General features: G+C 67.8%; 24 protein-coding genes. 6 read left to right on the forward strand and 18 right to left on the reverse strand.

Going from position 1 to position 26,997, the window contains the following annotated elements; translation table 11 throughout:
* Positions 1-95 precede the first annotated feature (95 nt).
* The 5 genes from G7Y49_RS03695 to G7Y49_RS03715 all read right to left on the reverse strand — a co-directional run bounded on the left by G7Y49_RS03695 (position 96) and on the right by G7Y49_RS03715 (position 8,056).
* Positions 96-2,837, reverse strand: coding sequence for an AMP-binding protein (locus G7Y49_RS03695; RefSeq protein WP_165171279.1), 2,742 nt, complete (start codon positions 2,835-2,837; stop codon positions 96-98).
* Positions 2,838-2,880: 43 nt separating this feature from the next.
* Positions 2,881-3,720, reverse strand: a complete 840-nt coding sequence (menB, locus tag G7Y49_RS03700) for a 1,4-dihydroxy-2-naphthoyl-CoA synthase (RefSeq protein WP_165171280.1) — start codon at positions 3,718-3,720, stop codon at positions 2,881-2,883.
* 82 nt (positions 3,721-3,802) lie between these two features.
* Positions 3,803-4,654 carry an alpha/beta fold hydrolase gene (locus tag G7Y49_RS03705; RefSeq protein ID WP_165171282.1) on the reverse strand — a complete coding sequence of 284 codons (852 nt, stop codon included), beginning with the start codon at positions 4,652-4,654 and terminating at the stop codon, positions 3,803-3,805.
* A 15-nt stretch (positions 4,655-4,669) separates the two neighbouring features.
* Positions 4,670-6,670 carry a 2-succinyl-5-enolpyruvyl-6-hydroxy-3-cyclohexene-1-carboxylate synthase gene (menD, locus tag G7Y49_RS03710; protein WP_165171284.1) on the reverse strand — a complete coding sequence of 667 codons (2,001 nt, stop codon included), beginning with the start codon at positions 6,668-6,670 and terminating at the stop codon, positions 4,670-4,672.
* Between the two features lie 12 nt (positions 6,671-6,682).
* The gene (locus tag G7Y49_RS03715; protein WP_241157252.1) at positions 6,683-8,056 is read right to left on the reverse strand and encodes an isochorismate synthase; all 1,374 of its coding nucleotides are present in this window, start codon (positions 8,054-8,056) and stop codon (positions 6,683-6,685) included.
* A 154-nt stretch (positions 8,057-8,210) separates the two neighbouring features.
* On the opposite strand from G7Y49_RS03715, the gene mscL reads away from it, so the two are divergent.
* Positions 8,211-8,675 carry a large conductance mechanosensitive channel protein MscL gene (gene mscL / locus G7Y49_RS03720; protein WP_165171286.1) on the forward strand — a complete coding sequence of 155 codons (465 nt, stop codon included), beginning with the start codon at positions 8,211-8,213 and terminating at the stop codon, positions 8,673-8,675.
* A 256-nt stretch (positions 8,676-8,931) separates the two neighbouring features.
* Here mscL and nrdD read toward each other — a convergent pair whose 3' ends face one another.
* From nrdD to G7Y49_RS03755, 7 genes are all read right to left on the reverse strand, one after another.
* Positions 8,932-9,267 (reverse strand): anaerobic ribonucleoside-triphosphate reductase, encoded by a 336-nt coding sequence (gene nrdD / locus G7Y49_RS03725; RefSeq protein WP_165171288.1) that lies wholly within the window; start codon positions 9,265-9,267, stop codon positions 8,932-8,934.
* A 289-nt stretch (positions 9,268-9,556) separates the two neighbouring features.
* Positions 9,557-10,249 carry a molecular chaperone gene (locus G7Y49_RS03730; RefSeq protein WP_165171290.1) on the reverse strand — a complete coding sequence of 231 codons (693 nt, stop codon included), beginning with the start codon at positions 10,247-10,249 and terminating at the stop codon, positions 9,557-9,559.
* Positions 10,239-10,685, reverse strand: coding sequence for a DUF4405 domain-containing protein (locus G7Y49_RS03735; RefSeq protein WP_165171292.1), 447 nt, complete (start codon positions 10,683-10,685; stop codon positions 10,239-10,241). The genes G7Y49_RS03730 and G7Y49_RS03735 overlap by 11 nt, the downstream gene beginning before the upstream one ends.
* Complete coding sequence (locus G7Y49_RS03740; protein ID WP_241157253.1) at positions 10,685-11,098, reverse strand: hypothetical protein; 414 nt, start codon at positions 11,096-11,098, stop codon at positions 10,685-10,687. The genes G7Y49_RS03735 and G7Y49_RS03740 overlap by 1 nt, the downstream gene beginning before the upstream one ends.
* A gap of 297 nt (positions 11,099-11,395) precedes the next feature.
* Positions 11,396-12,589: an NrfD/PsrC family molybdoenzyme membrane anchor subunit gene (nrfD, locus tag G7Y49_RS03745; RefSeq protein ID WP_165171294.1), complete on the reverse strand. Its 1,194-nt coding sequence runs from the start codon at positions 12,587-12,589 to the stop codon at positions 11,396-11,398.
* Positions 12,590-12,604: 15 nt separating this feature from the next.
* Positions 12,605-13,249, reverse strand: a complete 645-nt coding sequence (locus tag G7Y49_RS03750; RefSeq protein ID WP_165171295.1) for a 4Fe-4S dicluster domain-containing protein — start codon at positions 13,247-13,249, stop codon at positions 12,605-12,607.
* A complete protein-coding gene (locus G7Y49_RS03755) occupies positions 13,249-15,834 on the reverse strand; it encodes a molybdopterin-dependent oxidoreductase (RefSeq protein ID WP_165171296.1) in 2,586 nt (861 codons plus the stop codon). The genes G7Y49_RS03750 and G7Y49_RS03755 overlap by 1 nt, the downstream gene beginning before the upstream one ends.
* A gap of 213 nt (positions 15,835-16,047) precedes the next feature.
* Between G7Y49_RS03755 and G7Y49_RS03760 the strand changes: the two genes are divergently transcribed.
* From G7Y49_RS03760 to G7Y49_RS03780, 5 genes are all read left to right on the forward strand, one after another.
* Positions 16,048-16,638 carry a TetR/AcrR family transcriptional regulator gene (locus tag G7Y49_RS03760; RefSeq protein WP_165171297.1) on the forward strand — a complete coding sequence of 197 codons (591 nt, stop codon included), beginning with the start codon at positions 16,048-16,050 and terminating at the stop codon, positions 16,636-16,638.
* Positions 16,639-17,078: 440 nt separating this feature from the next.
* Complete coding sequence (locus G7Y49_RS03765; RefSeq protein ID WP_165171298.1) at positions 17,079-17,492, forward strand: hypothetical protein; 414 nt, start codon at positions 17,079-17,081, stop codon at positions 17,490-17,492.
* 778 nt (positions 17,493-18,270) lie between these two features.
* Positions 18,271-19,449: a tyrosine-type recombinase/integrase gene (locus G7Y49_RS03770; protein ID WP_165171299.1), complete on the forward strand. Its 1,179-nt coding sequence runs from the start codon at positions 18,271-18,273 to the stop codon at positions 19,447-19,449.
* Entirely contained in the window at positions 19,434-20,438 is a 1,005-nt protein-coding gene (locus G7Y49_RS03775; protein WP_165171300.1) for a tyrosine-type recombinase/integrase, read from the forward strand. Before G7Y49_RS03770 ends, G7Y49_RS03775 begins: the two co-directional genes overlap by 16 nt.
* Positions 20,425-21,492, forward strand: coding sequence for a tyrosine-type recombinase/integrase (locus G7Y49_RS03780; RefSeq protein ID WP_165171301.1), 1,068 nt, complete (start codon positions 20,425-20,427; stop codon positions 21,490-21,492). Before G7Y49_RS03775 ends, G7Y49_RS03780 begins: the two co-directional genes overlap by 14 nt.
* An 80-nt stretch (positions 21,493-21,572) precedes the next feature.
* Here G7Y49_RS03780 and G7Y49_RS03785 read toward each other — a convergent pair whose 3' ends face one another.
* The 6 genes from G7Y49_RS03785 to G7Y49_RS03810 all read right to left on the reverse strand — a co-directional run bounded on the left by G7Y49_RS03785 (position 21,573) and on the right by G7Y49_RS03810 (position 26,966).
* Positions 21,573-21,851 carry an ACT domain-containing protein gene (locus G7Y49_RS03785; protein WP_165171302.1) on the reverse strand — a complete coding sequence of 93 codons (279 nt, stop codon included), beginning with the start codon at positions 21,849-21,851 and terminating at the stop codon, positions 21,573-21,575.
* A gap of 310 nt (positions 21,852-22,161) precedes the next feature.
* On the reverse strand, positions 22,162-22,725 hold the full coding sequence (folE, locus tag G7Y49_RS03790) for a GTP cyclohydrolase I FolE (RefSeq protein ID WP_165171303.1): 564 nt from the start codon (positions 22,723-22,725) through the stop codon (positions 22,162-22,164).
* Positions 22,726-22,960: 235 nt separating this feature from the next.
* Positions 22,961-23,380 (reverse strand): pyridoxamine 5'-phosphate oxidase family protein, encoded by a 420-nt coding sequence (locus G7Y49_RS03795; protein ID WP_165171305.1) that lies wholly within the window; start codon positions 23,378-23,380, stop codon positions 22,961-22,963.
* A 48-nt stretch (positions 23,381-23,428) separates the two neighbouring features.
* The gene (locus G7Y49_RS03800; RefSeq protein WP_165171307.1) at positions 23,429-24,241 is read right to left on the reverse strand and encodes an energy-coupling factor transporter transmembrane protein EcfT; all 813 of its coding nucleotides are present in this window, start codon (positions 24,239-24,241) and stop codon (positions 23,429-23,431) included.
* Positions 24,241-26,154: an energy-coupling factor transporter ATPase gene (locus tag G7Y49_RS03805; protein WP_165171309.1), complete on the reverse strand. Its 1,914-nt coding sequence runs from the start codon at positions 26,152-26,154 to the stop codon at positions 24,241-24,243. The genes G7Y49_RS03800 and G7Y49_RS03805 overlap by 1 nt, the downstream gene beginning before the upstream one ends.
* Positions 26,155-26,336: 182 nt before the next feature.
* Complete coding sequence (locus tag G7Y49_RS03810) at positions 26,337-26,966, reverse strand: ECF transporter S component (protein ID WP_165171311.1); 630 nt, start codon at positions 26,964-26,966, stop codon at positions 26,337-26,339.
* Between the last annotated feature and the right edge of the window lie 31 nt (positions 26,967-26,997).

Here is a 26,997-nt window from a genome sequence, read left to right on the forward strand (position 1 = left end):
GAGGCGCGAAGGACGCGGCGGGGGCACCAGGCCGAGCGCGGAGCAGAGCGCAGGCGGGGCGACGGGCGCCCAGCCATGCGCGCGGCCGGCGCCCGCTATATCTCCACGCGGGCGACCCTCACCTTCGCGAGCGCGCCGTTGTCGAGGGCGCACCCCAGGCCCGCCTCGTGCCCCTCGCCGTTGAGCAGCACGTAGCCGCGCGCCGCCTCGTAGGGCGGATCGGTGACGTCGACGTCGAAGTAGCGCGCGGTGGCGCCCACGTCCCCCGGCACGATGATGCCCGGGAGCGTCTCGAACGCGGCGTGCATGCGCTTCGAGACGCCGGTGTCGTACATGCCGCCCATCCACACCTCGCGCCCGCGCGCCTGCGCCTGCACGATGAAGCGCAGCGCGGGCTCGATGCCGCCGAACTTCGCGATCTTCACGACGATGCAGCGCAGGTCGCGGTGGCGCAGGATGCGCTCGGCGTCGGCCGCGGTCACGTACGACTCGTCCACGCACACCGGCGTCGACAGCGCGCGCTGCAGGTGCGCGAGCCGCGAGAGCGCGTCGCGCACGCCGTCGAAGCTCGGGCGGCTCACGTCGAGCGGCTCCTCGATCCAGCCCACGCCCAGCTCGTCGTAGGCGCGCAGCTCGTCGAGGTCGCGCACCGGGAAGCTCTGGTTCGCGTCGAGCGTGACGAGCAGGTGCGGGTACGCCTCGCGCACGGCGCGCACGGCGGCAAGCCCCTGGCCGGGCGCGATCTTGAGCTTCACGCGCTTGTAGCCCGCGGCCACCGCCTCGCGCACGCCTGCGACCACCTCGGGCGCCTCCCCCATGCCCACCACGGCGCCCGCGCGCACCATCGCCTGGCTGCCCTTCGCCGTCACCGCGCGCGGCAGCTGCGGGAACGGCGCGTGGGAGCCTTCCTCCCACAGCGCGCAGAGGCGCTCGTGCTCCTCGCCGACGAGCTTCCACAGCGGCTCGCCCTGGATGCGCCCGAACAGGTCCCACAGCGCGCTCTCCAGGGCGCACACCGCCATGGGATGCGCCTGAGCTCCGCCGACCTGCGAAAACGCGTCGTACGCCTCACGCGGGTGGGCGAAGGCGCGCCCGCGCGCGAACGGCGCGAGCACCTCCTCCAGAAAGCGCGCGTCATCCGCGAGCGTCTCGGGCAGGTACCAGTCGGTCGAGAACGCCACGCACTCGCCGAGCCCCACGCGTCCCGCGTGGTCAACTGCCTCGACGATGATGAGGTCGCGGTGCGAGAGCGTCGCCTTCGCCGTCTTGAAGGGCGTCCGGAAGGGCAGGCGCACGTGGTGCAGGATGACGCGCTCCACCTCGACGCGCTGCTCGTAGAGCCGCTCGGTCGCCGCGCGGTCCACCTTCCCGATGCCGGCGCGCGGCAGCTGGTCGACCATCATGACGGCCTTCGGCATGGTGAGCTTGGACAGGCTCGCCCGGGCGGCGCGCTCCACGTGCTCGGCCTGCACGCCGGCGCGCGAGCGCTCGACCACGGCCACGGGCCGCCGCCCCCACGTGGCGTCGGGCACGCCGAACACGTGCGCGTCCGACACGCCCTCGATGCGGCGCAGGGCCGCCACGATCTCGGCGGGGTAGATGTTCTCGCCGCCCGACACGAACATGTCAGACGTGCGCTCCTTCACGAAGAGGAGCCGCCCGCGCAGGGCCGCCACGTCGCCGGTGAGGAAGAAGCCGTCGACCGTGAACGCCGCGCGCGCGTTGAGGTAGCCCTCGAACACGCCCGGGCCGCGCACCGCCAGGCGCCCGAAGCCCTCGGCGTCAGGCTCCACGATGCGCGCCTCGTAGCCGCCCAGGAGGGCGAGCCCGCCCGAGAACCGCTGCGTGGCCAGGGAGCTCGCGATCAGGCTGGAGGTCTCGGTCATGCCGTAGCTCGCATGCACGCGCACGCGCGCCTCGCACGAGCGCTCGAGCGTCCGCGGGTTCAGCGCGCCGCCTCCCAGAAGGACGCAGCGGTAGCGCGCGAGCAGGCCGCCGCCCGCCTCGGCGTCGGCTGCGAGCAGGTCCTGCAGCATCTTGTCCACCACCGAGACGTGCGTGGCGCCCGCCTCGGCCGCGTCGCGCAGAAGCCGCGCCGCGTCGAAGCGCCCGTAGACCAGGAGCGGCGTGCCGCCCTCGATCGAGCGCACGAGCACCTGCAGGCCGCCGATGTGGCAGAACGGCAGGACGGCCTGCCACAGCGCGCCGTCGCCGCCGCCGAGCGCGCGGTTCGCCGCACGCGCGGCGCTCGAGAGCTGCCGCCACGTGAGCGCGACCGCCTTCGGGCGCCCCGTGGTCCCCGAGGTGAACATGACGACGGCGCGCTCGTCGGCGTCGAACAGGTGCGCGGCGCGCTCGGCGAAGTGGATGGCGTCCTCGACCGCGGTCTGGCGTTCCGTCACCGCCACGCGGCTCACGCGCCCGATGTCGTGCGCGAACGCGTCGCCCTCTTCGGAGAACACCGCCTCGATCTGCGCGATCAGCGCGAGCGCCGTCTCCTCGTCGACCGCGTAGGCAACCTTCGCGCCCTCGCGGTCGAGCTCGAGCAGGCGCGCGAGCTTCTCCTTCTCGCCCAGGCGGTGGTTGAGCGTCACCAGCGAGAAGCCGCCGTAGGCCGCGGCCAGCACCAGCAGCACGAACTCGGGGCAGTTGGGCAGGTCGACCACCACGACCGACCCCGCCCGCGCGGCCTTCCGGCGCAGCAGGCGCGCAAGGGCCGCGGCCGCGATGCGCGCGCGGCGGTACGTGCAGGGCACCTTGCGCCCCCCGGCGTCCACGAACGTGAAGAACACCTGGTCGGGGTGGCGTCGAGCCGTGGTTTCGAAGGCGTTGATCATGGCTTGAGCAGGTCCTCTCGCCCGCCGCGCCTCAGCGCGGCTATCAGGGAAACTTCGGGAACTGGGTGAAGTCGGGCGCGCGCTTCTCCTTGAACGCGTCGCGGCCCTCCTTCGCCTCGTCGGTGGTGTAGTACAGAAGCGTGGCGTCGCCCCCGAGCTGCTGGAGGCCCGCCAGGCCGTCGGTGGCCGCGTTGAACGACGCCTTCATGAGGCGCAGCGCCGTGGGCGAGAACCGCATCATCTCGCGCGCCCAGCTCACGCACTCCGCTTCCAGCTCGTCGAAGGGAACCACCTTGTTGACCAGGCCCATCTCAAGCGCCTCGGCCGCGGTGTACTGGCGGCACAGATACCAGATCTCGCGCGCCTTCTTCTGGCCCACGATGTCGGCCAGATACCCCGCGCCGTAGCCCGCGTCGAAGCTGCCCACCTTCGGGCCCGTCTGGCCGAACTTCGCCGTGTCGGCCGCGATGGACAGGTCGCACAGGATGTGCAGCACGTGCCCGCCGCCGATGGCGTAGCCGTTCACCATGGCGATCACCGGCTTGGGCACGATGCGGATGAGCCGCTGCAGGTCGAGCACGTTCAGGCGCGGGATGGAGTCCTCGCCCACGTAGCCGCCGTTGCCGCGGATCTTCTGGTCGCCGCCCGAGCAGAACGCCTCGTCCTCGTGGCGCCCGCCGTGGTTGGCGCCCGTGAGGATGATGACGCCGATCTCCGCATCGTCGCGCGCGACGGTGAATGCATCGTACATCTCGCTCACCGTGAGCGGCGTGAACGCGTTGCGGCGCTGCGGTCGGTTGATGGTTATCTTGGCGATGCCGTCGCAGGTCTCGTAGATGATCTCGCGATACTGCTTGCCCGGCTTCCACAGGATGTCGGTCATGGTGCTCCCTATTCAGTTGGCTGCGCAATGATGCCATGATAGCGCTCCGCGCGCGGTTCGTGCAGCGTGCGGCGCGTTTTACTCAATTATTCTGAGCGAAGTCTACCAGGGCCTCGACAAAAGATTGAGCCTGCTCCAAGTGCGTGTTGTGGCCCGCTCCTGCGATGAGCTTGACGCGGGCGGCGGGCGCGCCCCGGGCCACGCGGCGCGCGAGGGCGGCGTACTTCCCGTCGAGCTCTCCGGCCAGGTAGAGCACGGGCAGGCCCGCGTCCGCGGCGCGGGCGAGGGCGGAAAGCGAGGCGGCCTCGTCCGCCTGGCGGTGCTGGCCGAGCTCCTCGAGCTGCCAGACGAGGGCCGCGGGCGCGTTGCCCGCGCGCTCGGCCTGCACGCGGGCGCGCGCCGAGGCGGGCAGCGTGCGCTGCGAGGCGAACAGCGGAAGCTCCGCCCACGCCTCCATGAAGGCTTCGACGCCCTGCTCGCGCAGGTCGCGGGCCCATGCGGCGCTGCGGGCCGCGAAGGCCGCGCGCGCGGCGGCGTCGGCGGGGCCGAGGCCCGCGCTCTCGAGCACGATCCCCGCGACGGGCAGGCCCTCGCCCTCGGGGCCGCGGCGCACGAGCGCCTCGAGCGCGACGCGGCCGCCCATGGAGTAGCCCACGAGGACGGGAAGGGCGGGAGCGGGAGCGACGCCAGGGCCGGCGAGGGCTCCGAGCGCGGGGGACGCCGGCGCGGGAAGGGCGGCGTGCGCGGGGCGGGCGGCGGCCTCGCACGCACGGGCGACCCGTTCGCAGACGCCCGCCAGATCAAGCCCCTCGCGCGCGCATTCCCCCAGGTCGAAGGCGCGCGCCTCATGCCCTCGCGCGCGCAGGAGACGCGTGGCCTCGTCCCACGCGCGCGTGCTCTGCGCGAAGCCGTGCAGCAGAACGAACGTCGTCATGCGGCCTCGCCTTCCCTACCCCTGGTACTTCCCGTAGCGCTCGCGCACGCCCCGCAGCGGGGTGCGCACCTCGACGAGGCTGATGCCCGGCGTGCCCAGAAGCCCGCGGTAAGCCTCCGCGAACTCCCCCACCGTGCGCGCGCGGCGGTACGGGATGCCGAAGGCGCGCGCCGCGTCCTCGAACCGCACGTCCTGCGGCACGAGGAACAGCCGCTCGAAGTACGCCTCGTCGGACGCCTGGGGCAGCATGTCGAAGATGGCGCCGCCGTTGTTGTTCAGGAGCACGACCACCACCGAGCGCGCCGGGGCGTGGTGCACCAGAAGCTCGCGCTGCAGGGCGAGCGCGCTCAAGTCGTGCAGCAGGGTGAAGTCGCCCGTGACGAACGTGGTCTGCGCGAAGTGCTGCGCCGCGCCGAGCGCCGTGGAGGTGGTGCCGTCGATGCCGTTCTGGCCGCGGTTGCACAGCACGCACAGGGGCTTGGCGCCCTTCGTGTAGAAGGTGTCCACGGCGCGCACGGCCATCGAGTTCGCCGAGAACACGCACGAGCCCGCAGGCGCCAGCTCGAGCAGCGCGCGCACGTAGGCGCCCTCGAACTGGTCGAGGTCGGGGGCGGAGGCGGACCCCGGCGCGCCCACGCTGGCGATGCGGTCGCGCTCCGCGTCGTTGCGCGCGACCCACTCCGCGCAGAACGCCTGCTGGCCCGCGTCAGGCTCCTGCTTCCACGCGTTGCGCGCGAAGTCGAGCGGCGAGGAGCTCACGAGCAGGTCGGTGGCGAAGCGGAAGTCGCGCGTCTGCGCCACGTCGACCACCACCGAGAGCGCCGCCTTGCCCGCCATGATGGTCGCGTGCTTGGAGACGGGGTAGCGCCCGAAGCGCATGACCACATCAGGCGCGGGGCAGTCGGCCTGGCGGCAGATGTTGTCGTAGTTGTCGACGACCTCGGGCGCGTCGACGCTGCGCAGGCCCGAGAGCGGGTCGGCCAGAAGCGGCAGCCCCAGCGCGTGCGCCCACGCGACGACCTCGCGCGCCTCAGAGAGCGTCGAGCACGTGCCCTCGCCCGCGAGCACGAGCGCGCGGCGGCCGCGCAGCAGGCCCCCGATCCGCCCGAGCGCCTCCGCGTCGAGCACCGTGCGCCCCGCGACCAGCGGCGACGGCGCGCCAGGCAGCGTCGGCGCCTCCACCTGCTCGCTCCCCTGCGCCTTCCCTTGCGCATCCGCCGGCGCCTCCGCCCGCGCACCCGCGGCGTCCGCTCCGCGCCGCGCCACGGCGAACGCGTCACCGCCCGCCACGGCGTCAGCCCCCGGGAAGTCGGGCTTGAGCGGCTCGTCGAAGGGGAAGTTCACGTGCACGGGCCCCGCCATGCGCGCGCACCCGCGCGAGGCCACCTGCGGGTCGGCCGCATCCGCGCCCACCCCGGCCGCTGCCGCACGCGCATCCACCTCGACCGCTGCCGCACTCGCAGCCCCTATCGAGCCTGCGTCCGCGCCTGCCGCCGCGCCGCCGAGCGCCGCCAGGCACGCCTCGCGCGCCGCCTGCCGCACGAACGCCAGGTCACGCTCGCACGCGCTCGGCAGCGGCATCGCCCGGAACGCCCGGACGCGGTCGCCGTACGCCTTCAGCTGGTCGGTGGTCTGAGGCGCGCCGAGGCCCTGCAGCTGCGGCGGGCGGTCGCCCGAGAGCACCACCAGCGGCACCCGCGAGGTCTCCGCCTCCATCACCGCCGGGTAGTAGTTCGCCAGCGCCGTCCCCGACGTGCACACCACGACCGCCGGCCGGCCGCTCGCCTTCGCCAACCCCAGCGCGAAGAAGGCCGCCCCCCGCTCGTCGACGTCGACGTAGAGGCGCAGCCGCTCCGGCGCGCGGCGGCTCAGCTCGAACGCCGCCATGGCCAGCGCCGTCGAGCGCGACCCCGGGCTCACCACCACGTCGCGCACGCCCCAGCGCGCGAGCTCGTCGAAGAACGCCGCCACCCACAGCGCCGTCACCTGCGCATGCGTGATCTCCTGGTTCGCCATGCCGCCCCTCCGCTACTCTTCGCCGAACGCGCTCAGGACGGTGCGCAGCTTGAGGTCGATCTCGTCGTACTCGGCGTCGGCGTCGCTGCCGCTCACGATGCCGCAGCCCGCGTACACCCAGCCGCACTCGCCGTCGAACACGCCCGTGCGCAGCGCCACCGAGAACTCCCCGTCGCCCGAGCCGTCCACGAAGCCCGCCGTGCCCACGTAGAGCCCGCGGTTGTACGCCTCGATGCGCCGGATGAGCATCTTCGCCTCGCCGACCGGCGTGCCGCTCGTGGCCGGCGTGGGATGGAGGTCCTTCATGAGCGACCACAGGTCAACGCCGTCGAGCACGCGCGCCCGCGCGGGGGTGTAGAGGTGCTGCACGTGCGCGAGCGACATGATCTGGGGCGTGGCGGGAACGTCCACGTCATAGCACACGCGCGAGAGCACGTTGCGGATGAAGCGCACCACGTAGTCGTGCTCGGCGCGGTTCTTCGCGTCGGCCATGAGCTCGGCTGCCAGCTGCGCGCGCTCCTGCTCGCCTGCGCCCGCCGGGCACGTGCCCGCCACGCAAGCCGACTCGACCTCGCTTCCGCGCTTGCGCACCAGAAGCTCGGGCGTGCAGCCGCAGAAGAACACGTCGGCGTAGCGGTACATGACCACCGTGCCGCGCGCGCTGCCGTCGATGAGGTTCACCAGCAGGTCCTTCGACGAGAACGGGTGCGCCGCCACGAGCTTGAGGCGCCGCGAGAGCACCACCTTGCTCACACGCCCCTCGTCGATGGCGGCGAGCGCCTCGCCCATGGCGGCGCGCCACGCCTCGCGAGAGTCGGGCTCGAGCGTGTACGGGATGCGCGTGCGCACGCGGCGCGGCGCGTTGGCGCAGAGGCGCGTGAACCGCTCCACGCGCCCGGCGTACACCGGGCTCAGCGAGTTCACCTGCAGCAGGCGCCCGCGCTCGTTCTCGATGAGCACCACCTCGGGCAGCATGAAGCGCAGCCGCGGGAACGCGCAGAACAGCTCGTCAGCAGGCGCGGGGTTCTCGGCGTCGAAGCGGTTGAAGGAGAAGAACACGGCCGGCTGGTCGACGGAGGCCGCAGCAGGAGCGCTGCCGCCCGCAGGGTCGACGGAGGCCGCGGCGGCGGGAGCGCTGCCACCCGCAGGGTCGACGGCGCCTTCGACGGCATCCGCGCCGGCCGCCCCGCGCGCACGCCCGCTTCCGTGCTCATAGTCCACGTCCTCCAAGGAGGGCAGGGCGATGCAGCGACCGAGCCCCATGTAGCGCGTCTTGCGCTGCTTGTCGTAGTAGACGAACTGGTCGGTGAAGCCCTTCTGCAGCACGCAGAACGCGTCCACGATGTCGGCGTCAATGGGCTTGGTCAGGGAGAATATCTTGGTCATGGCACCTCTCGTCCCGCGCAATCGCGCCCGACCGCGGAAAATGCCGCGCTGCCGGGCTGAATTCTTTGGGAAATTCTACCACGCCCGCTATACTGTTTCGTCGCACCACAGGGCCTTTGGCCCCGCACGACATGTACCTGAAGGAGGAAGACACATGAAGGGATTCCTGAGCGAATTCAAGGAATTCATCAACCGCGGCAACGTAATGGACTTGGCAGTCGGCGTCATCATCGGCGGCGCGTTCACGGCCATCGTCACGTCGCTGACCACCAACATCATCAACCCGCTCATCAACGTCATCGCAGGCGGCGGCGCTGACGCCATCTCGGGCCTCGTGATCCCCGGCACCGAGATCGACTTCGGCGCGTTCATCAGCGCCTGCATCAACTTCCTGATCGTGGCGTTCGTGGTCTTCCTCTTGGTGAAGGCCCTGAACAAGATCCAGACCGCCGGCGAGAAGGTGCTGCACCGCAACAAGAACGGCGAGGAGGTCGTCGAGGTGCCGCCCACCTGCCCGTTCTGCCTCGAAGAGGTGAAGGAGGGCGCCACCCGCTGCCCGCACTGCGCCGGCGAGTTCGCCAAGCCCGCCGAGGTCACCACAAAGCCGGCCGAGGCGTAAAGGACGTACGCGAAGATAGCAAGCATAAGAGGAAGGGGGGCGCAACCCGGGTTGCGCCCCCCTTCCCTTTTCTCATGCGCTCATATCATCCCGAGCGAGGCTATCCCCCCGTGTCATCCTGAGCGAGCGAAGCGAGTCGAAGGACCTGGCCCCAGGCGCGGCGCGCCCGCATGCGCATTCCGCTCGCAGCCAGATCCTTCGACTCCGCGCCCTGCGGGCGCTCCGCTCAGGACGACGCAGAGTGAGCAACGTGCCCCTAGCGGCAGCAGGCGGGCACGGCGTGCTTCACGCGGTCGCGCTCCTCGGCGCGCTTGCCGTCGTTGAAGCGGTCGAGCGTCCCCACCAGGTAGCCCGTGATGCGGCGGATGCGGTCGAACTGCGCAGGCGCCAAGCCGTAGTGGATGCCCACGTCCTCGCCCTCGACGTCGAGCGTGAGGGACTCCAGCTTGCCGTGCGGGAACTTCTCGTAGCCGCGCTTGAGGTAGGCGCGGATCTCGTCCTCGCTGACGCGGGCGTCATCGTCGCTGGCGTAGCTGACCTCGACGGCAACGCCGTCGAGCGTGATCTTGTCCGTGGTGCACGTTGCAGTCATGATGGGCTCCTCCTGACGGTCCTGGTTTGATCCTGATATGGGACGCGGGCCTTCGGCAAGCCAAGCCATCTGCCAGACGGGCCGCTTGGCAGCCCGAGCCGTCAAGGCAGACCGCCTGGCCGCCCAACAACCTGAGCAGCCGAAGGAGGCTGGCCGAGCCGAGTCATCCGCGCGAATAATCACAGAAGGCACCTTACCACATCGCGCCCCTTAAATGCTACTAATTTTATATCATTTAAGGAACCGCCCGGTGAGCGGCGACTGACGCCGCCGTCCGCGGAGGGAGGCCTCATGCGGAGCAGCAGGCTTCGTCCCCGTCGCTCCGCATGAGGAATGCCGCGAGCAGAGCGGCGGCAGCGCGGAAGTACGGCAGGCGAGCCTCCCTGGCGACAGCGGCGGCGAAGCTCGGCATCCAGACGAGGACGTGCTCGACCAGGAATCTTCCATAGGCCGCGGCTGCGGAGCCGCCAGGCAGGCTCTCGGGCGCCGGGCTGCCTTCTGCGGCCGCGGCCATGCCAGCCTCGAGCATGGCGAGATGCTGCAGAAGCTCCAGCTCCGTGGCAACATGGTCGAGCGGCTCGTTCGTGCCCTCGGGTCGACCCAGGCCGCAGCTCTTGCAGAAGCGCTCAACGGCCATGGAGTGCGGGTTCACGAACAGAAGCGGCTGCACGGCATCATCAGCTGCGCGCCACACGCCCTCATAGGGGCTGCAGACAGGCTCGGGCGCACCCACGCACAGGCGCGTGGCCTCGGCGCGCAGGACATGGAGCAGGGCGTCGGGGTCCGCCCCTGCGTTCGCGCGGGCATCGGCGGCAAACGACTCGGACAGCTCAAGGTCGAGGGCTGCGGCGACCTCCTTCGCCGCGTCAGCCCACTCCCCAGACGCTACGGCCTCGGCGAGCTCGGCAGTCGGGTAGCGGAAGCTGAGCGCCAAAAGCTCGCAGGCGACAGCCTTCAGAGCCCAGGTTTCGTCATTCGTCATAATCGGAGTCCTTCCTCTTCAGGCCGGCGACCACGACTCTCCCGTTGGCCGCCACGTGCACGAGCAGAAGCGCGAGCAAGAGCTTGGCCGATACGGCGTGCAGCGGGTCCCAGAAGTAGTAGCCCTCGGCGTAGAGCCCGAAGGTTGGCAGAACCGCGCCCGAGACCATGAGGCCCGAGGCGCAGCACAGCATGAGCACGATGACGAGCGTGGCGTCCAAGGCAAGCTTGGCGAGACGCACGCCTCGGCGACGGGCCGAGCTGCGAGCAGTCTCAACCAGGTAGTCGAAGTGCGTTGCAACGTGGACGATGATGACGGCGAGGGCGCCAAAGCCCAGCCACTCGTGCACGGCGATGCCGGTGACAGCGGGGTTGGCAACGATCACGTAGGCGACCAGCACGACGGCATCGACCGTCAGGAGCCTTCTGACGTCCATCACTCGCAACCTCCCTTCGAAGCCTCGTCAGGCTGAGCGGCCTCGCCCTTCTGCGAGCGGGAGAGCGCGCCGACGAGCACGACCAAGCCCGTCACCAGAGCCATCGGCGCGAGGATCCAGAGGTTCATGGACGCATCGGAGGCCTGTCTGTAGCGACCTTGCAGGGTGTCCCAAGCATGGCACTCCACAGCGGAGCAGTCGGTCTCAGGACAGGTCATCTCGTGGATCCCATCGGGCTCAGGCACGTCGTCGAAGCCGTGGCACTCACCCGACGCGCAGGCCACGACCGGGCAGGGCGAGTCGGCCGAAAGAGGCCTCACGGCGCTGTCAGGCTCAAGCGCGAAGCCCGCGCCGAGCACGCATGCGCCCACGGTCAGGAAGACCGCGAACGTCGCTGCGATCTTCTTCGGCAACGGGATCACCTCCTTGTCTCGCGCCTTGTCCGAAACATCCCGTCCAAGCGCCTGTCCGAAAGCCCGGTCCGCCAAGAAGGGGAAAAGGTGACGAGGACGCGGCGAAGCGGGCTTTCGATCAGGCGCCGCCTGGCAAAAGCCCAGGCGGCGCCCGCATCCTTTGCGCCACAAGTCCGCCGGGGCGCGGAGGATGCCGGAAGACCGCGCTCTGGCGAGACTGGGCGAACGCACGGCCAGCGCGCTCGCCCAGAAGCGTGCGACCGAGCCAGAAGGCCGAGGCGCTCGGGCTCCGAGGAGCTATTTCCCGGCCGGCTTGAGCGGAAGCTTCTTGAGACCGAGGAGGAGCAGCAGAGCGCCCAGCGCGAACACGCCGACGACGACGCCCAGCTCAAGCATCGTGGGCCAGTAGACCATGCCTTGGTAAGCTTGGGCGAGCGTGCCGGTCGCGTTGGTCACGGTATGGGGGTTGACGACGCCGACCAGGTCGAGGTTGGCGATCTGGAAGCCGCCGACCAGGAGCTGGACGCGCTTGCAGAAGATGGCGACGATGGCGAGAGCGCTGGCGACGACGAGCGCGCCGTTGGTCCTCGCCTTCGGCACGAAGCAGATGGCGGCCGCAAGCGCGGTGCCGACGACCTCAGCCCAGAAGAACGGGGCGAGCGGGCCGGAGACGAGCATCTCGACGACCTTCGCGCCCTCAGCACCCGGGAAGCCGGCGGTCAGCAGGTCGCAGCCGAAGAAGTACAGGTCGACCATGCAGAAGGCGCCGAGCATCTTGGCGAGCTTGACGAGATAGCGCTGGTCGAGCTCAAGGTAGCCCACCTTGCGAAGCGCGATGACAACCACGATGACGAGCGCGGTGCCGCAGACGAGCGCGGAGCTCACGAACCACGGGCCCAGAAGCGCGGTGTGCCAGAACTCGTGGGACTGCTGGAGGCCGAAGATCCATGCGGTCACGGTGTGAACCAGGACAGCGCATACCAGCGCGATGACGGAGATCACGCGCAGGGCCGTCTGGGAGACCTTGCCGGCCTCGGCGCGAAGCGTCGCCCAGAGGTACACGCACGACAGGATCAGGTAGGTCGAAAGCACGATGATGTCCCACATGAGAGGACTCGAGAGGTTCGAGTACACGAAGAGCTCCCAGACGCGCAGCGGCTGGCCCATGTCCACCACGACGAAGGCGATGGCGCACACCGTGGCGCATATGGAGGTCCACACGGCCACCTTGGAGATGCCGCCGAAGCCCTCCATGCCGAACGCGCGCGGGATGGAGCTGATGATCAGGCCGCCGGCCGAGAGGCCGACGAAGAACATGAACATGGTGATGTAGAGGCCCCAGGAGTCCAGGTTCCTCATGCCGGTCTGGATCATGCCGCCGCTCAGCTGCACGACCCACAGGGCGATGCCGGCGACCGTGAGCACAGCCGCGACGATGATGGCGATGTTCAGTCCCTTGCCGCCCTTGGCGGGAGCAGTAGCGTTAGTCATTTCCTTCTCCCTTCCTTAGACGAGATAGTAGACGGACGGACGCGTGCCCTTCTCGGGCAGAAGCTGCATGTGCTCGCGAGAAGCGAGAAGCTGGGAGACCTCGGAGCTCGGATCGTTCAAGTCTCCGAAGTACCTGACGCGCGATGGGCACACCTCGACGCATGCGGGCTGCAGCCCCTTGGCGAGGCGGTGCCAGCACATGGTGCACTTCTCCACGGTGTGCTTCTGATGCGCGGGCACGTCGGGATCGCCCACGGGGAACTCGACCGCGAACTTCGGCTCCTCCCAGTTGAAGGAGCGCACGCCGGTGTAGGGGCAGGCGCTCATGCACATGCGGCAGCCGACGCACTTGTCGTAGTCCTGGCGAACGACGCCCGTCACGGGATCCTTGTAGGTGGCGCCGACCGGGCACACGCGAGTGCAGGCCGGGTTCTCACAATGCTGGCAGGCGACGGGGAAGATGTCCATGGCGAGCGTAGACGCCTCCCCCGCCTTGGGATACGTGCCGGAAGGCGTTCCCTCCTCGGATCCCCCGTCGGTGAGGATGCGGTTCCACCACATGTTGTCAGGCAGATTGTTCTCGATCTTGCAGGCCATCGCACAGGACGAGCAGCCTATGCAGTTCTTCATGTCGATGACTATTCCGAGTTTCTGGACCATTATCTATCACTCCCCTCGTTCCACGGGCAAACATCACAGACCGTGTCCATGAAGCTCGAGTTCACCGCGAACTTGTCGAAGTCTCCTGGGATGAGCTCAGACCAGCTGCCTGCCTTGAACTGGGTCCTGTGCCAGCCCTTGGGATACACGACCGTGCCGGGACGAATCGCATCGGAGAGCACCGCCTTCGCCACGGCATGGCCCAAGTCGTTGAAGCACTCGACGTACATGCCGCTCTCGATGCCGCGCTCCTGCGCGTCGGCCGGATTCATCTTCACCGTGGGCTCGGGATCGAGCTCTCTGAGCGCCGGGACGCTGTGCCACTGGGAGTGCACGCGATACCTCGGGCGCTCGCTCATGCACACGAGCGGGTACTTCTGGCAGCTTTCGCTTTCGGGCCAGGCGTGTATCGGGGGGAACCAATGCGGCAGATGCTCGAGCGCGATGTCCTCGGCTGTCGGGGCGAGGTGCGTTGCGCCGCGCGGCTGCGGATCCTCCGCGTAGAACTCCAAGCGCCCGCTCGCCGTGGGGAACACGCCTCCCTCGAACGCGATGTAGGGGCTCGTGGGCGTGAAGCGCACTTCCTTGTTCGCCTTGATCTGCTCGTACGTCGCGCCGATGGCCTCGGCCGCCTCGCCGGAGTGGATCTGCTGCAGAGCCTCGCCCGACGTCTTCGGGAAGAGGTCGCCCATGCCGAACCCCTGCGCGATGAGGTGCACGATCTCCGCGTCCGACTTCGACTCGTACAGCGGGTCGACGGCCTTCTCGTTGTAGTTGAAGCAGGCCGTCTCGCCCATGCCCGTGATCTGCTCGACTTCGAACCACTGGCACACGGGCAGCACGAGGTCCGAGTAGCGGGCCGTGTCGGTCATCATGGGATCAGCTGTGACGACGAACTCCAGGTTGGGCAGGATGTCGTTCAGCCACCTGTTCGTGTCGGGCGAGCAGTTCAGGGGGTTGCCCGCGAACACGTAGAGCATCTTGATGGGGCAGTCCTTGCCGCCGAACTTGCCCGTGCGCAGGACTTCGGGAAGCTCGAGGTCGATGATCATGGGGGAGGTGCCGATGCCCGCGCCGACGTTGTACATCACGTTGGTGGCGGTTGACGTGAGCCAATACGAGCCGTAGGAGGCGCCTGGGTACCCCAGGTTGCCGATGAGCCCGCACATCGTCATGCCCGCATGCGTAGTCTGCAGGCCGTTGGCGTAGGCCTGAGGGCCGTAGCCGACGTAATGCGTGACCGGCTGGTCGAGAAACACGTCCACCAGCTCGGCGAAGGTGTCTTCGGGAATGTCCGTGAGCTCCGCCACCTTGGCGGGGGTGAACGAGGTGACCGACTCTTTCAGCAACGAGAGGGCCGTCGTGCACGACACGCCTGAGGCGTCGAAGGTCGCGTACAGATCGGGGCTCGTCGCCTTGCTGGCCTCGACGGGCACGCCTCCCTGCATGACGACCGGCTGGTCGTCATAGGCCATGGACTCGAGCACCGACTGATACGCCATGCCGGCCACCAGCTCGCCCTGGGGCATAAGCTGCTCCATGGCGGCCATGGCGGCCTTCTGAGCAGCGGCCTCCTGCGCGGCCTTCGCCGCAGCGGCCTCGGCGCTCACCTCAGAGTAGCGGAGGAAGCGCCCCGTGTCCGAGCGAACCAAGAACGGGGCGACGGTGTGCTGCTGCACGTAGGGCACGTTGAGCTCGTCGCGGGCGAAGATCTCGTTGATTGCGCCGAGGAGCAGGGCGGTGTCGGAGCCGGGCCTGATGGGCACCCATTTGTCAGCCTTCGACGCAAGGTAGGTGAACGTGGGGTCGATGACGACGAGCTTGGTGCCGCCCTGCATGGCCTCCTTAACGAAGTGCCACTGCTGCACCTGCGCGTCGGTGACGTTCGCCCCCCAGGCGACGATGGTCTTGGCGTTCACGAGGTCGGTGCGCTCGTTGGCGTGCCAGTCGTCATGAGTGCCCGCCACGCGCGTCATGGCCCAGCACGACGCCTGGTCGTACGAGGGAAGGATCATGGTCATGCTCAGGGCCTGGAGCAGGCGCGTGTAAGAGCCCGTCATCGAAGAGGCCAGCGACGTGCCGAGCGCGATGGCGACCGACCCCGGCCCGTACGCACCCTGGCACTCCTGCATCTTGGAGACGATCTGCGCGATGGCTTCGTCCCATGTGATGCGCTCCCACTGGCCGGCGCCGCGCTCGGTGCCCTCGACGCGGCGCAGGGGATATTTCAGGCGCTCGTTGTCGTACATGCGCTGCACATGGGACAGACCGCGCTGGCAGATGCGGCTGTACGCGGGATCCGCATAGTCGGCGCGCGAGGTCTTGATCACCTTGCCGTCCTTCACGTGCACGTTGATGTGGCAGTAGCCGAAGCAGTTCGGCCTGCAGACGCCGCGGAATATCTGCTCTCCCTCGGACAGGATCTGCCCGGGAGCGTAAGAAGCGCCCTCGACAACCGCTGCCTCGGGCTGGGCCGCGCAGCCGGCGAGCATGCTGCCCGCAGCCACGGCCCCCAGCGCGACCGTCGTGGTCTTCAAGAAGCTTCTTCGGGTAAGTCCAGCTGACGTCGTTGGTGTCTTCGACATATATTCCCCTCTCTACCCTCTTTGTACTGGACAGATGTAGGGTAAAATACTGCGTGAATTTATCGCTACGACATGTTTTGCGCTGAGTGTCCGGATATGGACAGAAACCCTCGTCGCTGTTCGGCAACGGACAGCGGCAGCTGTTTTTGAATGAGCTGGCGAGCGACTTCGAGCACGAAGGCGGTTCCCGCGTCAAGCAGAGGAAGGAAGAGGATGAACGCGAAGGCCCCCGGCAGGAAAGACCATCGGGCTGAAGTGACCAAGACCCTCCTCCGAAGGGCTTTGATCGACCTGCTCGAAGAAAAGCCAATCGGATCTATATCCGTGGCCGAGCTGTGCCGCGAGGCAGACGTCAGCCGCAGCACCTTCTACGCTCACTACGACACGCCAGAAGACCTGCTCGAGAGCATTCAGGCCGAGCTTATCAGCGAGCTTACCTCCTCTTCGCACAAGGATACCGCCTCCGTGTACGAGCACATGCTGTACACTTGCCAGGTCAGCCTGAAGAACAAGGATTTCTACCTTCTTATTGCGAGCGACCACCGTGCGCGCGCCCTGTTCCGCAGGAAGCTGCTCGAGCTGATGGACGATCCTCCCGAGCTCCATGACTTCCCCGAAAACCCCACGCCCGAGCAAAGCGCCCAGCGCTTTCGGATGCTCGCCGTAGCCGAAGGCTGCGCGGGCATCATGAACGATTGGTGCGACAGGGGGTTGAAGGAGCCGCCCGAGGCAGTTGCGCGAGCCGTCGCCGATTTCGTGACGCTCTGCAACGGGCGGCCAGCCGGCAGCGCCCAAGCGGGCTGAGCGGCGCCGTCCCGTGGCAGCCGGCCTCCCGACGAGGGATGAGCGCGGCGACGCGAGCAGCGGACGGCTATTCTTCGAAAGCCGCCTGGAATGCGCCTTTCGACATGTCGGTGATCGACTTGGCAACGACCTCGACGTCTTCGCGCATGCCCGACCGTATCCATCGAGCGAGAACCGCGCAGTATCCGCTCGCAGTTCTACGTCGGGCGTCACAAGTACTTCATGCAGGGTCAGTTCACCAATATTGCGGAGAACCACCTTCTGGCTGAGCGACAGTTCGGCGTCGCCCTCAATCCCGTCGAGGCGGCAAAGCGCGGAATGGCGGACGGAGAGCTGGTCGACGTCGTGAACTCACGTGGCGGGTCCTTACACGCCCGAGGGCCTGTGGGATCAGCTCTGCGACGTACGGAAAATCAAGACCGAGGGAGAGGAGGCCTAAGATGGCGAACACAATCCTCGCGAACATGAACCGCTGCACTGGCTGCTGGACCTGCTCGATGGCCTGCAAAGGCGCCCATCATCTGGACGTTGACGAGTTCTGGCAATACGTCCGCACCATAGGCGGCGGCGAGATCGACCAGCCTGGCGGCAAATGGCCGAACCTGTACATGAAATGGATGCCCGTCTGGAAGCAGAAATGCGCCAAGTGCTCAGGAGACGACAGCACCGGCTTCATCCCCTACTGCGTTTACAACTGCCCCGCCGGAGCGCTGACCTACGGCGATGCGAGCGATCCGACAAGCGAGGTCTCCCTGCGCAAGCAGGAGCTGCTCGACAAGGGCTTCCGCGTCTACGAAATCCCAGAGTGGGAGGAGACCCGAAAGGGCGTCCTCTACGCCGAGAACAGCATCTAGCTCTGCGCGCCCTGCCTTGCCGCCCAGCCGCCCAGCCGCCCAGCTGCCACATGCCGGCCGCAACGCAGCATGCAGAGCTCTTGGGGATGGCTACGCGAGGGGAGCCGTCTTAGCGCGGCCATGCTATAATCAGGCTGTACTAGCGAAGCCCGGTCGGTGTTAACGAGTGGCGGGCGGAGCGGTATTGATGAATCGAGGGGCTAGTTGCCGCTAACCCCTCGCCTTTTCTCCCGCTTCATCCGTCGGTGCTTATATTCCTGCCATAGCGTTATGCCTAAACTTGCCAGGCTCGCTATGTTGGCCGCCACGGCCAAGGCAAGCAGAATTTCATCCATAGGCATCGCCCTCCCTTGCAGTCAGGCTCCGCCCGCACACGGACTTCGCTAGTCACTCGATCTTATCAAATCAGCGCCATCCTATCAGTAATGCATATGTCCCATTTCGCGTTAGCATGCGCGTTGATCAAGCGCGGGGCTTTCGCGTCGCAAGATACGCTGAGAGTAGCGGTAAAACTGCTCTAAGCTCGCATATGCAAGCTTGTGAACTGGGGTTATACGATTCTCTCCGTTGAAGCCGCGCTAGATCTTGTACATATTATCAAGGTAGCTAAATAAAACGGTTAATCTGGTCAGCATTTTTTCTACTGATTATCTTGGCAGTAGCCAGTTTTGGCTGCTCAAGATCTTGTGTTGCTGGGCTTTGCCCAGATAATATCTTCGATTAACGCAGCCTGCCCGACAATGATCTCGTCCCGCAACCTAGCGGAAAGGAGATCAATATGGGACGAAAACTGCTAGACGTCATAGACGACGCCGATCGGTACATGGTGGATGAGCTGTTCTCGAACGCCACGATCGAAGGCCACCGTCAAGGCTGGAGGTGGCTTGCCAGCTATGCCGAGGAAGCCGATGCCGAGGAGCTCACGGACGACTTCATCAAGCAGGCGCTCAGGGACTCGCCTACTAGCCACATCCTCCCCATCTCTCGGCTGCTCGAGTTCGACAGGCACGGCGTGTACCTCGTAAGAAGCGACATCCAGTACGAGTGCCCCGAGCGATTCAGGCCGATCGTCGACGGGTACCGAGAGCACTTGGCGAGAAAGGGCTTGGCGAGGAAGACCATCCGCTGCCGGCTCAACGCGGCGCGGCGCTTCTTCAGCGTCATGGACGCCAAGGTCACCGAGATAGAGGAGCTGACCGCCGAGCAGGTCACGGAGTACCTGCTCTCGCTCAGGGCCGAGATGGCGCCGAAATCCGTTTCCGTCATGGTCACGCGATTGCGCTGCCTGCTCGGGTTCCTGGCCGAGACGCGCGAAATGCAAGGCGACCCGGGCCGCGCCCTCAGGGGCAAGTGCTCACGGGCCGCGCCCTCGCTGCCCACGGGCTTCACGACCGAGGAGGTCGCCGCCCTCCTCGACGCCGCCGCAGAAAGCGACAGCCGCCCGAAGATGAAGGTGGCGATCATCCTGCTGCTCGCGACCTACGGGCTGAGAATCGGAGAGATCCGCTCTCTCACCTTCGACGACGTTGACTGGGCTACGGGCGAGATCTTCGTCGGGCACAGGAAGAACGCTCAGTCTCTTACCCTCGATCTGGTGGCATCCGTGAAGCTCGCCATCATCGACTACGTCAAGCACGAGCGCCCGGAGTCGGAGCTGAGGACCATCTTCCTCACCGAGGACAAGCCGCACAGGCCCTACGCCGAAGGCTCGACGATGTACTACCTCGTTACGCACCTGTGCGCCAAGGCCGGGATCGACGTCTCGGGGCGCAGCCACGGCCCCCACGCCATACGCCACTCGGTGGCTACCTCGATGCTAGACTCGGGCGAGGCTTACGAGACGATCGGCAGCGTGCTCGGCCAGCTGGACTCCAACTCGCCGCGCCTCTACCTCGAGATCGACGTGGAGCGCCTGCGCAAGGCCGCGCTGGAGGTGCCGACATGCCTTGCATCGTAGACAACATCGCGATAGGAGGGCCGCACGCCGAGCTCTACGAAGCCTTCGTCATGCGCAGGCGATCCGAAGGCAAAGTGGTTCACTCGAACAAGGTGTACATGCTCCGCAGTATCGCCGAGGCGATGGAGGCCCACAGGCCGGAGGGCGATGAGAGCGTCCTTCCCCGGGAGGCCGTCCTGAAGTGGATAGAGCCCAGGGAGGGCGAGGCCCCCGGCACGAGGGCGAACAGGGTCAGCTGCATCAGGGGCCTCGCCGCATTCCTCAGGGACGAGGGTCACGAGGCCTACGTGATCCCCGAGAGAATCCTGCCGAAGGCCGAGACCCAGGTCCAGGTGTACGTGTTCAACCATGATGAAATCGCCGACGTGCTCGCGGTGCTCGACGCCATGCCGTTCACAAAGCGCAGCCCCCTTCGGCACATCGTGTTCCCGACGCTGTTCCGACTCCTCTACGGCTGCGGCCTGCGCATCAGCGAGGCGCTCGGGCTCCTGGCGTGCGACGTCGACCTTGACGCCGGGGTGCTGCACATAAGGAAGACGAAGGAGCACAAGAACCGCTTCGTCCCCATGTCAACGTCTCTGACGGCAGAGATGAAAGCCTACTTCAAGGCCATGGGCCTGCGCCCGAAGTCATCGGATGTCGTGTTCCCGTCTTCGCAGAAAAAGGGCGGCCCGTACAGCAGTGAACAGACAAGAGAGGTACTGCAGTCCGCCTTCGAGCAGGCGGGGATCTCGGCGGCCGACGGGACGCCCCCTCGCGTTCACGATGTTCGCCACACCCACGCTTGCCATGCCCTCGACGCGGCGGCCGAGCGAGGCGAGGACCCGCACGCGCTCGTGCCGATCCTCTCGGCCTACCTCGGCCACGAGAACGTCGAGGAGACGATGCGCTACCTGCACCTCACGCAGGACAGCCGTCGCCGCATCGCCCGAACGATGGAGCGCCTCAACGACGCCATGTTCCCGGAGGTCTGCTATGAGGAAGACTAGCGCCGTCGCCGAGGGCCACGGCGAGTACCAACGGCTCGTGTCCAAATGGCTCACCTGGCATTTGCCCAAGGTAAGGGACGCGTCCCCGCGGACGATAAGAGCGTACAAGCAGGCCTTCGTCCTGCTCTTCGAGTTCATGATGGAGGAGCAGAACAAGGCTCCGACGCAAGTTGCGCTCACCGATCTCACCATGGAGACGGTGGTCGACTTCCTCCTGTGGATCGAGGACGTGCGCGAGTGCTCCGTCGCCACGAGGAACAACCGCCTCTCGGCTATCAAGAGCTTCTGCTGGTTCCTGCAGTTCGAGGCCCCGGAGCACCTCGACTCGTGCTACCGCATTCTGGCCATAGGCACGAAGAAAGCCGGTGCGCCCCGGCTGAAGTACCTGTCCGTCGAGGCGGTGAAGGCCATCATCGACGAGGCCGCAGCCGGCGGCCTTCGCGACCATGTCATCGTGCAGCTCCTGTACGATTCGGCATGCCGCGTCAGCGAGCTCACGTCGCTGACGCCAAACTCGTTCCACCTGGCCGTCGGCCGCAACACCAGGGGCGAGAGCAGCGTGTTCCTGACGGGCAAGGGCCGCAAGAACCGCGAGGTGGGCATCTCGCGGCAGACGGCGGAGGCCGTCAACCAGCTCGTCAAGAAACGCGGCGAAGGACTTGGGCTCAATGACCCACTGTTCCACGGATGCCGCAACGAGCCACTCAAGCGCGACGGCGTCGCAGGCGTACTGGACAAGTACGTCATGCGCGCACGTTCCAGGTCACCGCAGCTCTTCCCAGAGTGGAAGGTCACGCCGCATACGATGCGCCACAGCCGTGCGACTCACTGGCTTAACGAGGGGCTCACGTTGGAGCAGATCCGCGACCTTTTGGGCCACGAGCACATCTCGACCACCGAGATCTACGCTCAGGTGAGCGACAAGGCGAAGAGCAGCGCCATCGCAAAGCAAAACGAGAAGATCCTCTCGGCGGCCAACTACAGTCCGCCGGAGGACGAGAACCTGCCCGACTGGTTCAACAACGTCTTCCTGATAAAGACGGCACGTAAATAGATTATCTGGGGTCGATGGAAACAAAGCACTGCCCTCATCAGGCAAAACAACATCGTCCCCAGATAATACAAGTCAAAACTTTAGACCAGACAATACATGAACTGGAAGACGTCCTCGCGCTGGATGATCACCTGCACGCCGAGTTCTTCGCCGACGGCGGCGAGCTTCTCCTGCACGGTGTTGAAGTCGCAGGTCTCGGGGGCCAGCGTCACGAGCATGGTCATCGAGAAGATCTCGCCCTCGCCCAGGATGGTCTGCGAGATGTCGTCGATGTTGGCGCTGCACTCGGCCAGCGTGGTGGCGACTGCCGCGACGATGCCGCTGCGGTCCTTGCCCAGAACGGAAATGACGCACTTCATTGGTTGATCCTTCCCTCGCATCCCGAAAACCGGCTGCAACTCATAGTAATCCATCGCGAACGAGTGTTTCACGTGAAACACTCGCAAACGCCCGCCGCGCAGAGCGAGCGGAAATCGCCGGGCCGCGGCCGCAGGTGTCGTCGCGGAGTGCGGCCGCAACCGCGGGGCGCGGCCGCCAAGCCGCGGCGGCCTGCTTCCAACCGCAAGACGCGATCACCAGCTGCGGCGACTTGCTTCCAGCCGCGGGGCGCGACCATCAGCTGCGGCGACCTACCTCCAGCCGCAGGGCGCGACCGCCAGCCGCGGCGAGCTACTTGCGCAGGATGAGCGACAGCGCCTCGGCGCGCGTGGCGTCGCTCTTCTCGAAGATGCCGCGCACGGCGCTCGTGGTGGTCTTGCTGCCCGGCTTCTTCACGCCGCGCATGCTCATGCACATGTGCTCGGCCTCGATCACCACGATGACGCCCTGCGGGTGCAGCTGCTCCATGAGCGTGTCGGCCACCTGCTTGGTGAGCCGCTCCTGCACCTGCGGGCGCTTCGCGAACGCCTCCACCAGGCGCGCCAGCTTCGACAGCCCGCAGACGCGGCCGTCGGCCGCGGGGATGTACGCCACGTGCGCCTTCCCGAAGAACGGCACCAGGTGATGCTCGCACATCGAGTAGAACGGGATGTCGCTCACCAGCACCATCTCCTCGTGGTGCTCGTCGAACGTCGTCTCGAAGTGCCGCGTCGGATCCTCGGTCAGGCCCGCGAACACCTCCTCGTACATGCGCGCCACGCGCGCCGGGGTGTCGACCAGCCCCTCGCGCGCCGGGTCCTCGCCGACGCCCTCGAGGATGAGGCGCACGCCTTCTTCTATCTTCGCATGGTCCACAGTCGGTAAACTCCTCACAAAACGGATGCGGAACATCATAGCACGGAGCAGCCCCGCGCCCGCGCCGCTTCGCTCCCCTCGCACGCAACCGCTACAGCTAACGCTGCGACCGCGCGGCACATCATCGCTGCAGCGGCGCGCACCATCACCGCAAACGTCACAACCCGCAGGCATCGCGGCCGCGGTGGCTGCCGCGAGCGCGCACCTTCGCCGCTGCCGCAAGCGCACGCAACCGCTACAGCTCGATTGGCGTCCACTCCTCGTGCGTGCAGATCCACGCCGAAGGATTCTCGACCGAGAAGAACACGAGCGTGGGGTCATCCGGGCCGGCGTAGCGCTCGCCGAGCATGGTGAGGTGGTCGAAGCCCGCCTGGCGCATCGCCGCGTCCGCGCGGTCCTCAAGCCCCGCCTCGCCGCGCAGGATGAGCCAGCCGTGCCCCGGCCACCAGGCCGTGGCCTCGAACTTCGGGTTCGCCACAAGCTCCTCCCAGACGTCTTTGGTGGTGGCCGTGCAGAACCAGATCTTGCCGTCCTGCTCGGCGGCGAAGCTGAACGGGCGCACGTGCGGCTGGTCATCCACGCTAGTGGCCAGGTACCACGCGGGGATGCTGGTCAGGTACGTGAGAACGGTGCGCATGCCTTCGGATGCCGTCATGGGAGGACTCCTTTCCAGGTTGGGAAGCCAGATGATCCCGCCCGCCCGTCAGGGAAGGCGGGACGCGAGGTTGATCGCCAGCACGCATGCGGCGAGGACCGCCACGCTCACCGCGGCCACGGCGTCGCGCGCGTGAAGCTCAAGTGGGGAAAGGCGCGTGCGTCCCTCTCCCCCGTGGTAGCAGCGCGCCTCCATGGCGCCCGCCAGCGTCTCGGCATGGCGGAACGCGCTGGCGAACAACGGGACCACGAGCGCGGTGAGCGCGCGCATCCCGCCTGCCAGCGGATTTGCCGAGAAGCGCGCACCGCGGCTGACCTGCGCCTGGTAGACGGTGACGAGCTCCTGGGCGAACTGCGGCAGGAAGCGCAGCGCGATCCCGAGGATCATCGCAAGCTCGTGCGCCGGCACGCCGACGCGCGCAAGCGGCCCGAGCAGGCGCTCGAACGCCTCGGTGATGTCGAGCGTGGTGGTGGTCATGGTCACGAGGCTCATGGCCAAAAGCATGGTGACCAAACGCGACGCCACGAAGAGGCATGCGCGCACGCCCGCCTCGCTGATCTGGATGAGCCCGAGGCTCACGTAGACGGCGCCGCCCTGCGTCACGAACAGGTTGAGCAGCGCCGCGAGCACCACGATGAGGGAGAGCGGCGCGAGCGAGGCGGCCGTCTTGCCCACGGGAAGCCGCGCCACCCCGTAGAGGACGAGCACGAAGGCGGCGCACGCGCCCACCGCCGGGAAGTCGGCGCACAGAAGCACGATCACGATGAAGGCGCATGCCAGCACGAGCTTGGCGCGCGGGTCGCACCGATGGACCACGCTCGTGCCGGGAAAGTAGCTGCCGAACGAGAAGACGCGTCCCATCAGGCACTCCGTCCCAAAAGCGCAGCCAGGTCATGTGCGAGCGAGCGCTCGTCGTACAAGACGCCCGACGCAAGCGGCAGGCCCTTCGCACGCAGCGCGTTCGCCATGCGCTGCGCCGCCGGAACGCCCAAGCCGATCGAGCGCAGCTCGTCTGCGCGCATGAACACCTCCTGCGGCGTGCCGACGGCGAACAGCTCGCCCTCCTTCAGCACCGCCACGCGCGAGCACAGCCGCGCCAGGTCGTCCATGCTGTGCGACACCATGACCACCGTCATGCCCTGCGCATGCAAGCGCGCGATCAGGTCGAGGAAGTCGCGGCGCGCGGCGGGGTCGAGGCCGGCGGCCGGCTCGTCCAAGACGAGCGTGCGGGGGCGCATGGCCAGGACGCCCGCGAACGCCACGCGGCGCTGCTGGCCGCCCGAGAGCTCGAACGGGCTCTTCGCGCTGAGCACGTCGGGGTCGAGGCCGACCTGCTCGAGCGACGCGCGCACGCGCCGGCCCACCTCGTCCTCAGGAAGGCCCAGGTTGCGCGGGCCGAACGCCACGTCGTCATACACTGTGGCGGCGAAGAGCTGCCGCTCGGGGTACTGGAACACCAGCCCCACGCTGCCGCGCACCTCGCGCGCCACGCGCTTGTCAGCCAAGTCGGTGCCGCTCGCCAGCACACGCCCCGCCGTGGGATGCAGAAGCCCGTTCATGTGCTGGATGAGCGTCGACTTGCCCGAGCCCGTGTGCCCCGCGATGCCGAGGAACTCGCCCTCGCGCACGCTGAGCGACACGTCGCGCAGCGCCCACACCGCATCGGGGCTGTTGCCCCAGTCAGGCGCCTGGGCAGGCTCTTTGCGGGCGCGCCTGGAAGCGCGGCCCCGCTTCGCCACAGCGGCGTCATACGCGTAGGAGACGCGCTCGAAGGTGATGAGGGGGGCGCCCGCAGGCTGAGGGGCTGCGGGATCTGCTGCGACCCGCGACTTGCCAGCCGCGCCCCGTGGCGTTTCGGCCGCGCCCTGCGACTTGCCCGCCGCGCCGCGAGCGTCGGCCGCGCCCCGCGCACCCGCCGCGACCGAGGTCTCCGCATCCCGCGCACCCGCTCCGCCGGCCGCGCGCCACCGCGCGGCCACCTCGTCCGCCAGCCACCCCTCGTCGATCTCAAGGGGCACCTCCACGCCAGCCGCGCGCAGGCGCGCGGAGAAGTCGGCGGCGAAGGGCACCTCCAGGTTCAGCGCGCGCAGCTCATCCACGTGCGCGAACACCTCCCGCGGCGTGCCCTCGAGCTTGATGCGCCCGCCCTCGAGCACCACCACGCGGTCGGCGCGCACCGCCTCCTCCATGAAGTGCGTGATCATCACCACCGTCATGCCCGCCGCGTGCAGCTCGGCGCACACGCGCAGAAGGCCCGCGCGCCCGCGCGGGTCGAGCATGGCCGACGCCTCGTCGAGCAGGAGCACCTTCGGCTCCATGGCGAGCACGCCCGCGATGGCCACGCGCTGCTTCTGCCCGCCCGAGAGCGCCGCAGTCTCCTTCTTCTCGAAGCCCGCAAGCCCCACCTCAGCCAGCGCATGTGTGACGCGCCGGCGCAGCTCGTCAGAGGGAAGCCCCAGGTTCTCCGGGCCGAACGCCACGTCGTTCTCGATGAGGCTGGCCACGATCTGGTCGTCGGGGTTCTGGAACACCATGCCCGCCGTCGCGCGCACGGCGTAGAGGCTCTCGGGCTCGCGCGTGTCCATGCCGTCGACGCGCACGCAGCCCGCGTCGGGCACGAGCAGCGCGTTCGCATGCTTCGCCAGCGTGCTCTTGCCGCTGCCGTTGCCGCCGAGCACGCACACGAACTCGCCTGCGGCCACGTCCAAGTCCACGCCGTCGAGCACCGACGTGGCGCCGTCGTAGGCGAAGCGCACGCCTTCGAAGCTGATCATGGGGTTCCTCTCCGCCTTCCTTCGCCCTGCGGACGCGGGCCTCGCATCGCCTGCGCCCGCGCGCCCGCGCGCCCTGCGTTCGCACGGGTCTCACGCACCTTGCGCGCCCTGCGCCAACCGCACCTGCGCAGACTGCCCGCACCCTGCACGCAAACTGCCCGCGTCCGCGTCCGCGCGGGCTCCTACTTCCCGACTACCTGGTCCTTCTTCGGCGTGATCAAGTTCGACACCGCCTTGTACACCACCAGCGTCAGCACTGCGTTCAGCACGCCCTTCACCAGGTTGAACGGCAGCAGCGCGGGAAGCACGAGCGCCAGGCCCACGTCGAGCGACCCGTACCAGAATGCCACGCCGATGGTGAGGTTCGCCGCGATGGCGCCCGCGATGGCGCAGAGCACGCTCAGCGCCAGGCCGGCGACGGCCATGCGGTAGGTGCGGCGCCTGCGGTACAGCAGCGCGGCCGGCAGCACGAAGCACAGCGTGGCCACGATGTTCATGAGCGAGCCCACCCACTCGCCGAGCAAGAGCCCGTGGATGACGGCGGCCATCGCGCCGACCACCACGCCGGCCGCCGGGCCGTACGCGAAGCCGCACACCATCGCCGGCATGAGCGACGGGTCGTAGGTCAGAAACGGCACGCCGGGGATGAGCGGGATCTGCACGAACTGCAACAGCGCGGCAATGGCGCACATCAGGGCCATGGTGACCATCTGGCGCGTGCTCCACGCGTTGGTGTTCGAGAACTGGTACGGGGTCTTCGGCGCTTGCGGCGCACGCGGCGCCTTCGGGGCCTTCGGGGCTTGCTCGGCCATGGGGATCTCCTTTCCCTTCAAGGCGTTAACT

The sequence above is a fragment of the Adlercreutzia sp. ZJ242 genome, from assembly GCF_011038995.1.
Taxonomy (GTDB): domain Bacteria; phylum Actinomycetota; class Coriobacteriia; order Coriobacteriales; family Eggerthellaceae; genus CAAEEV01.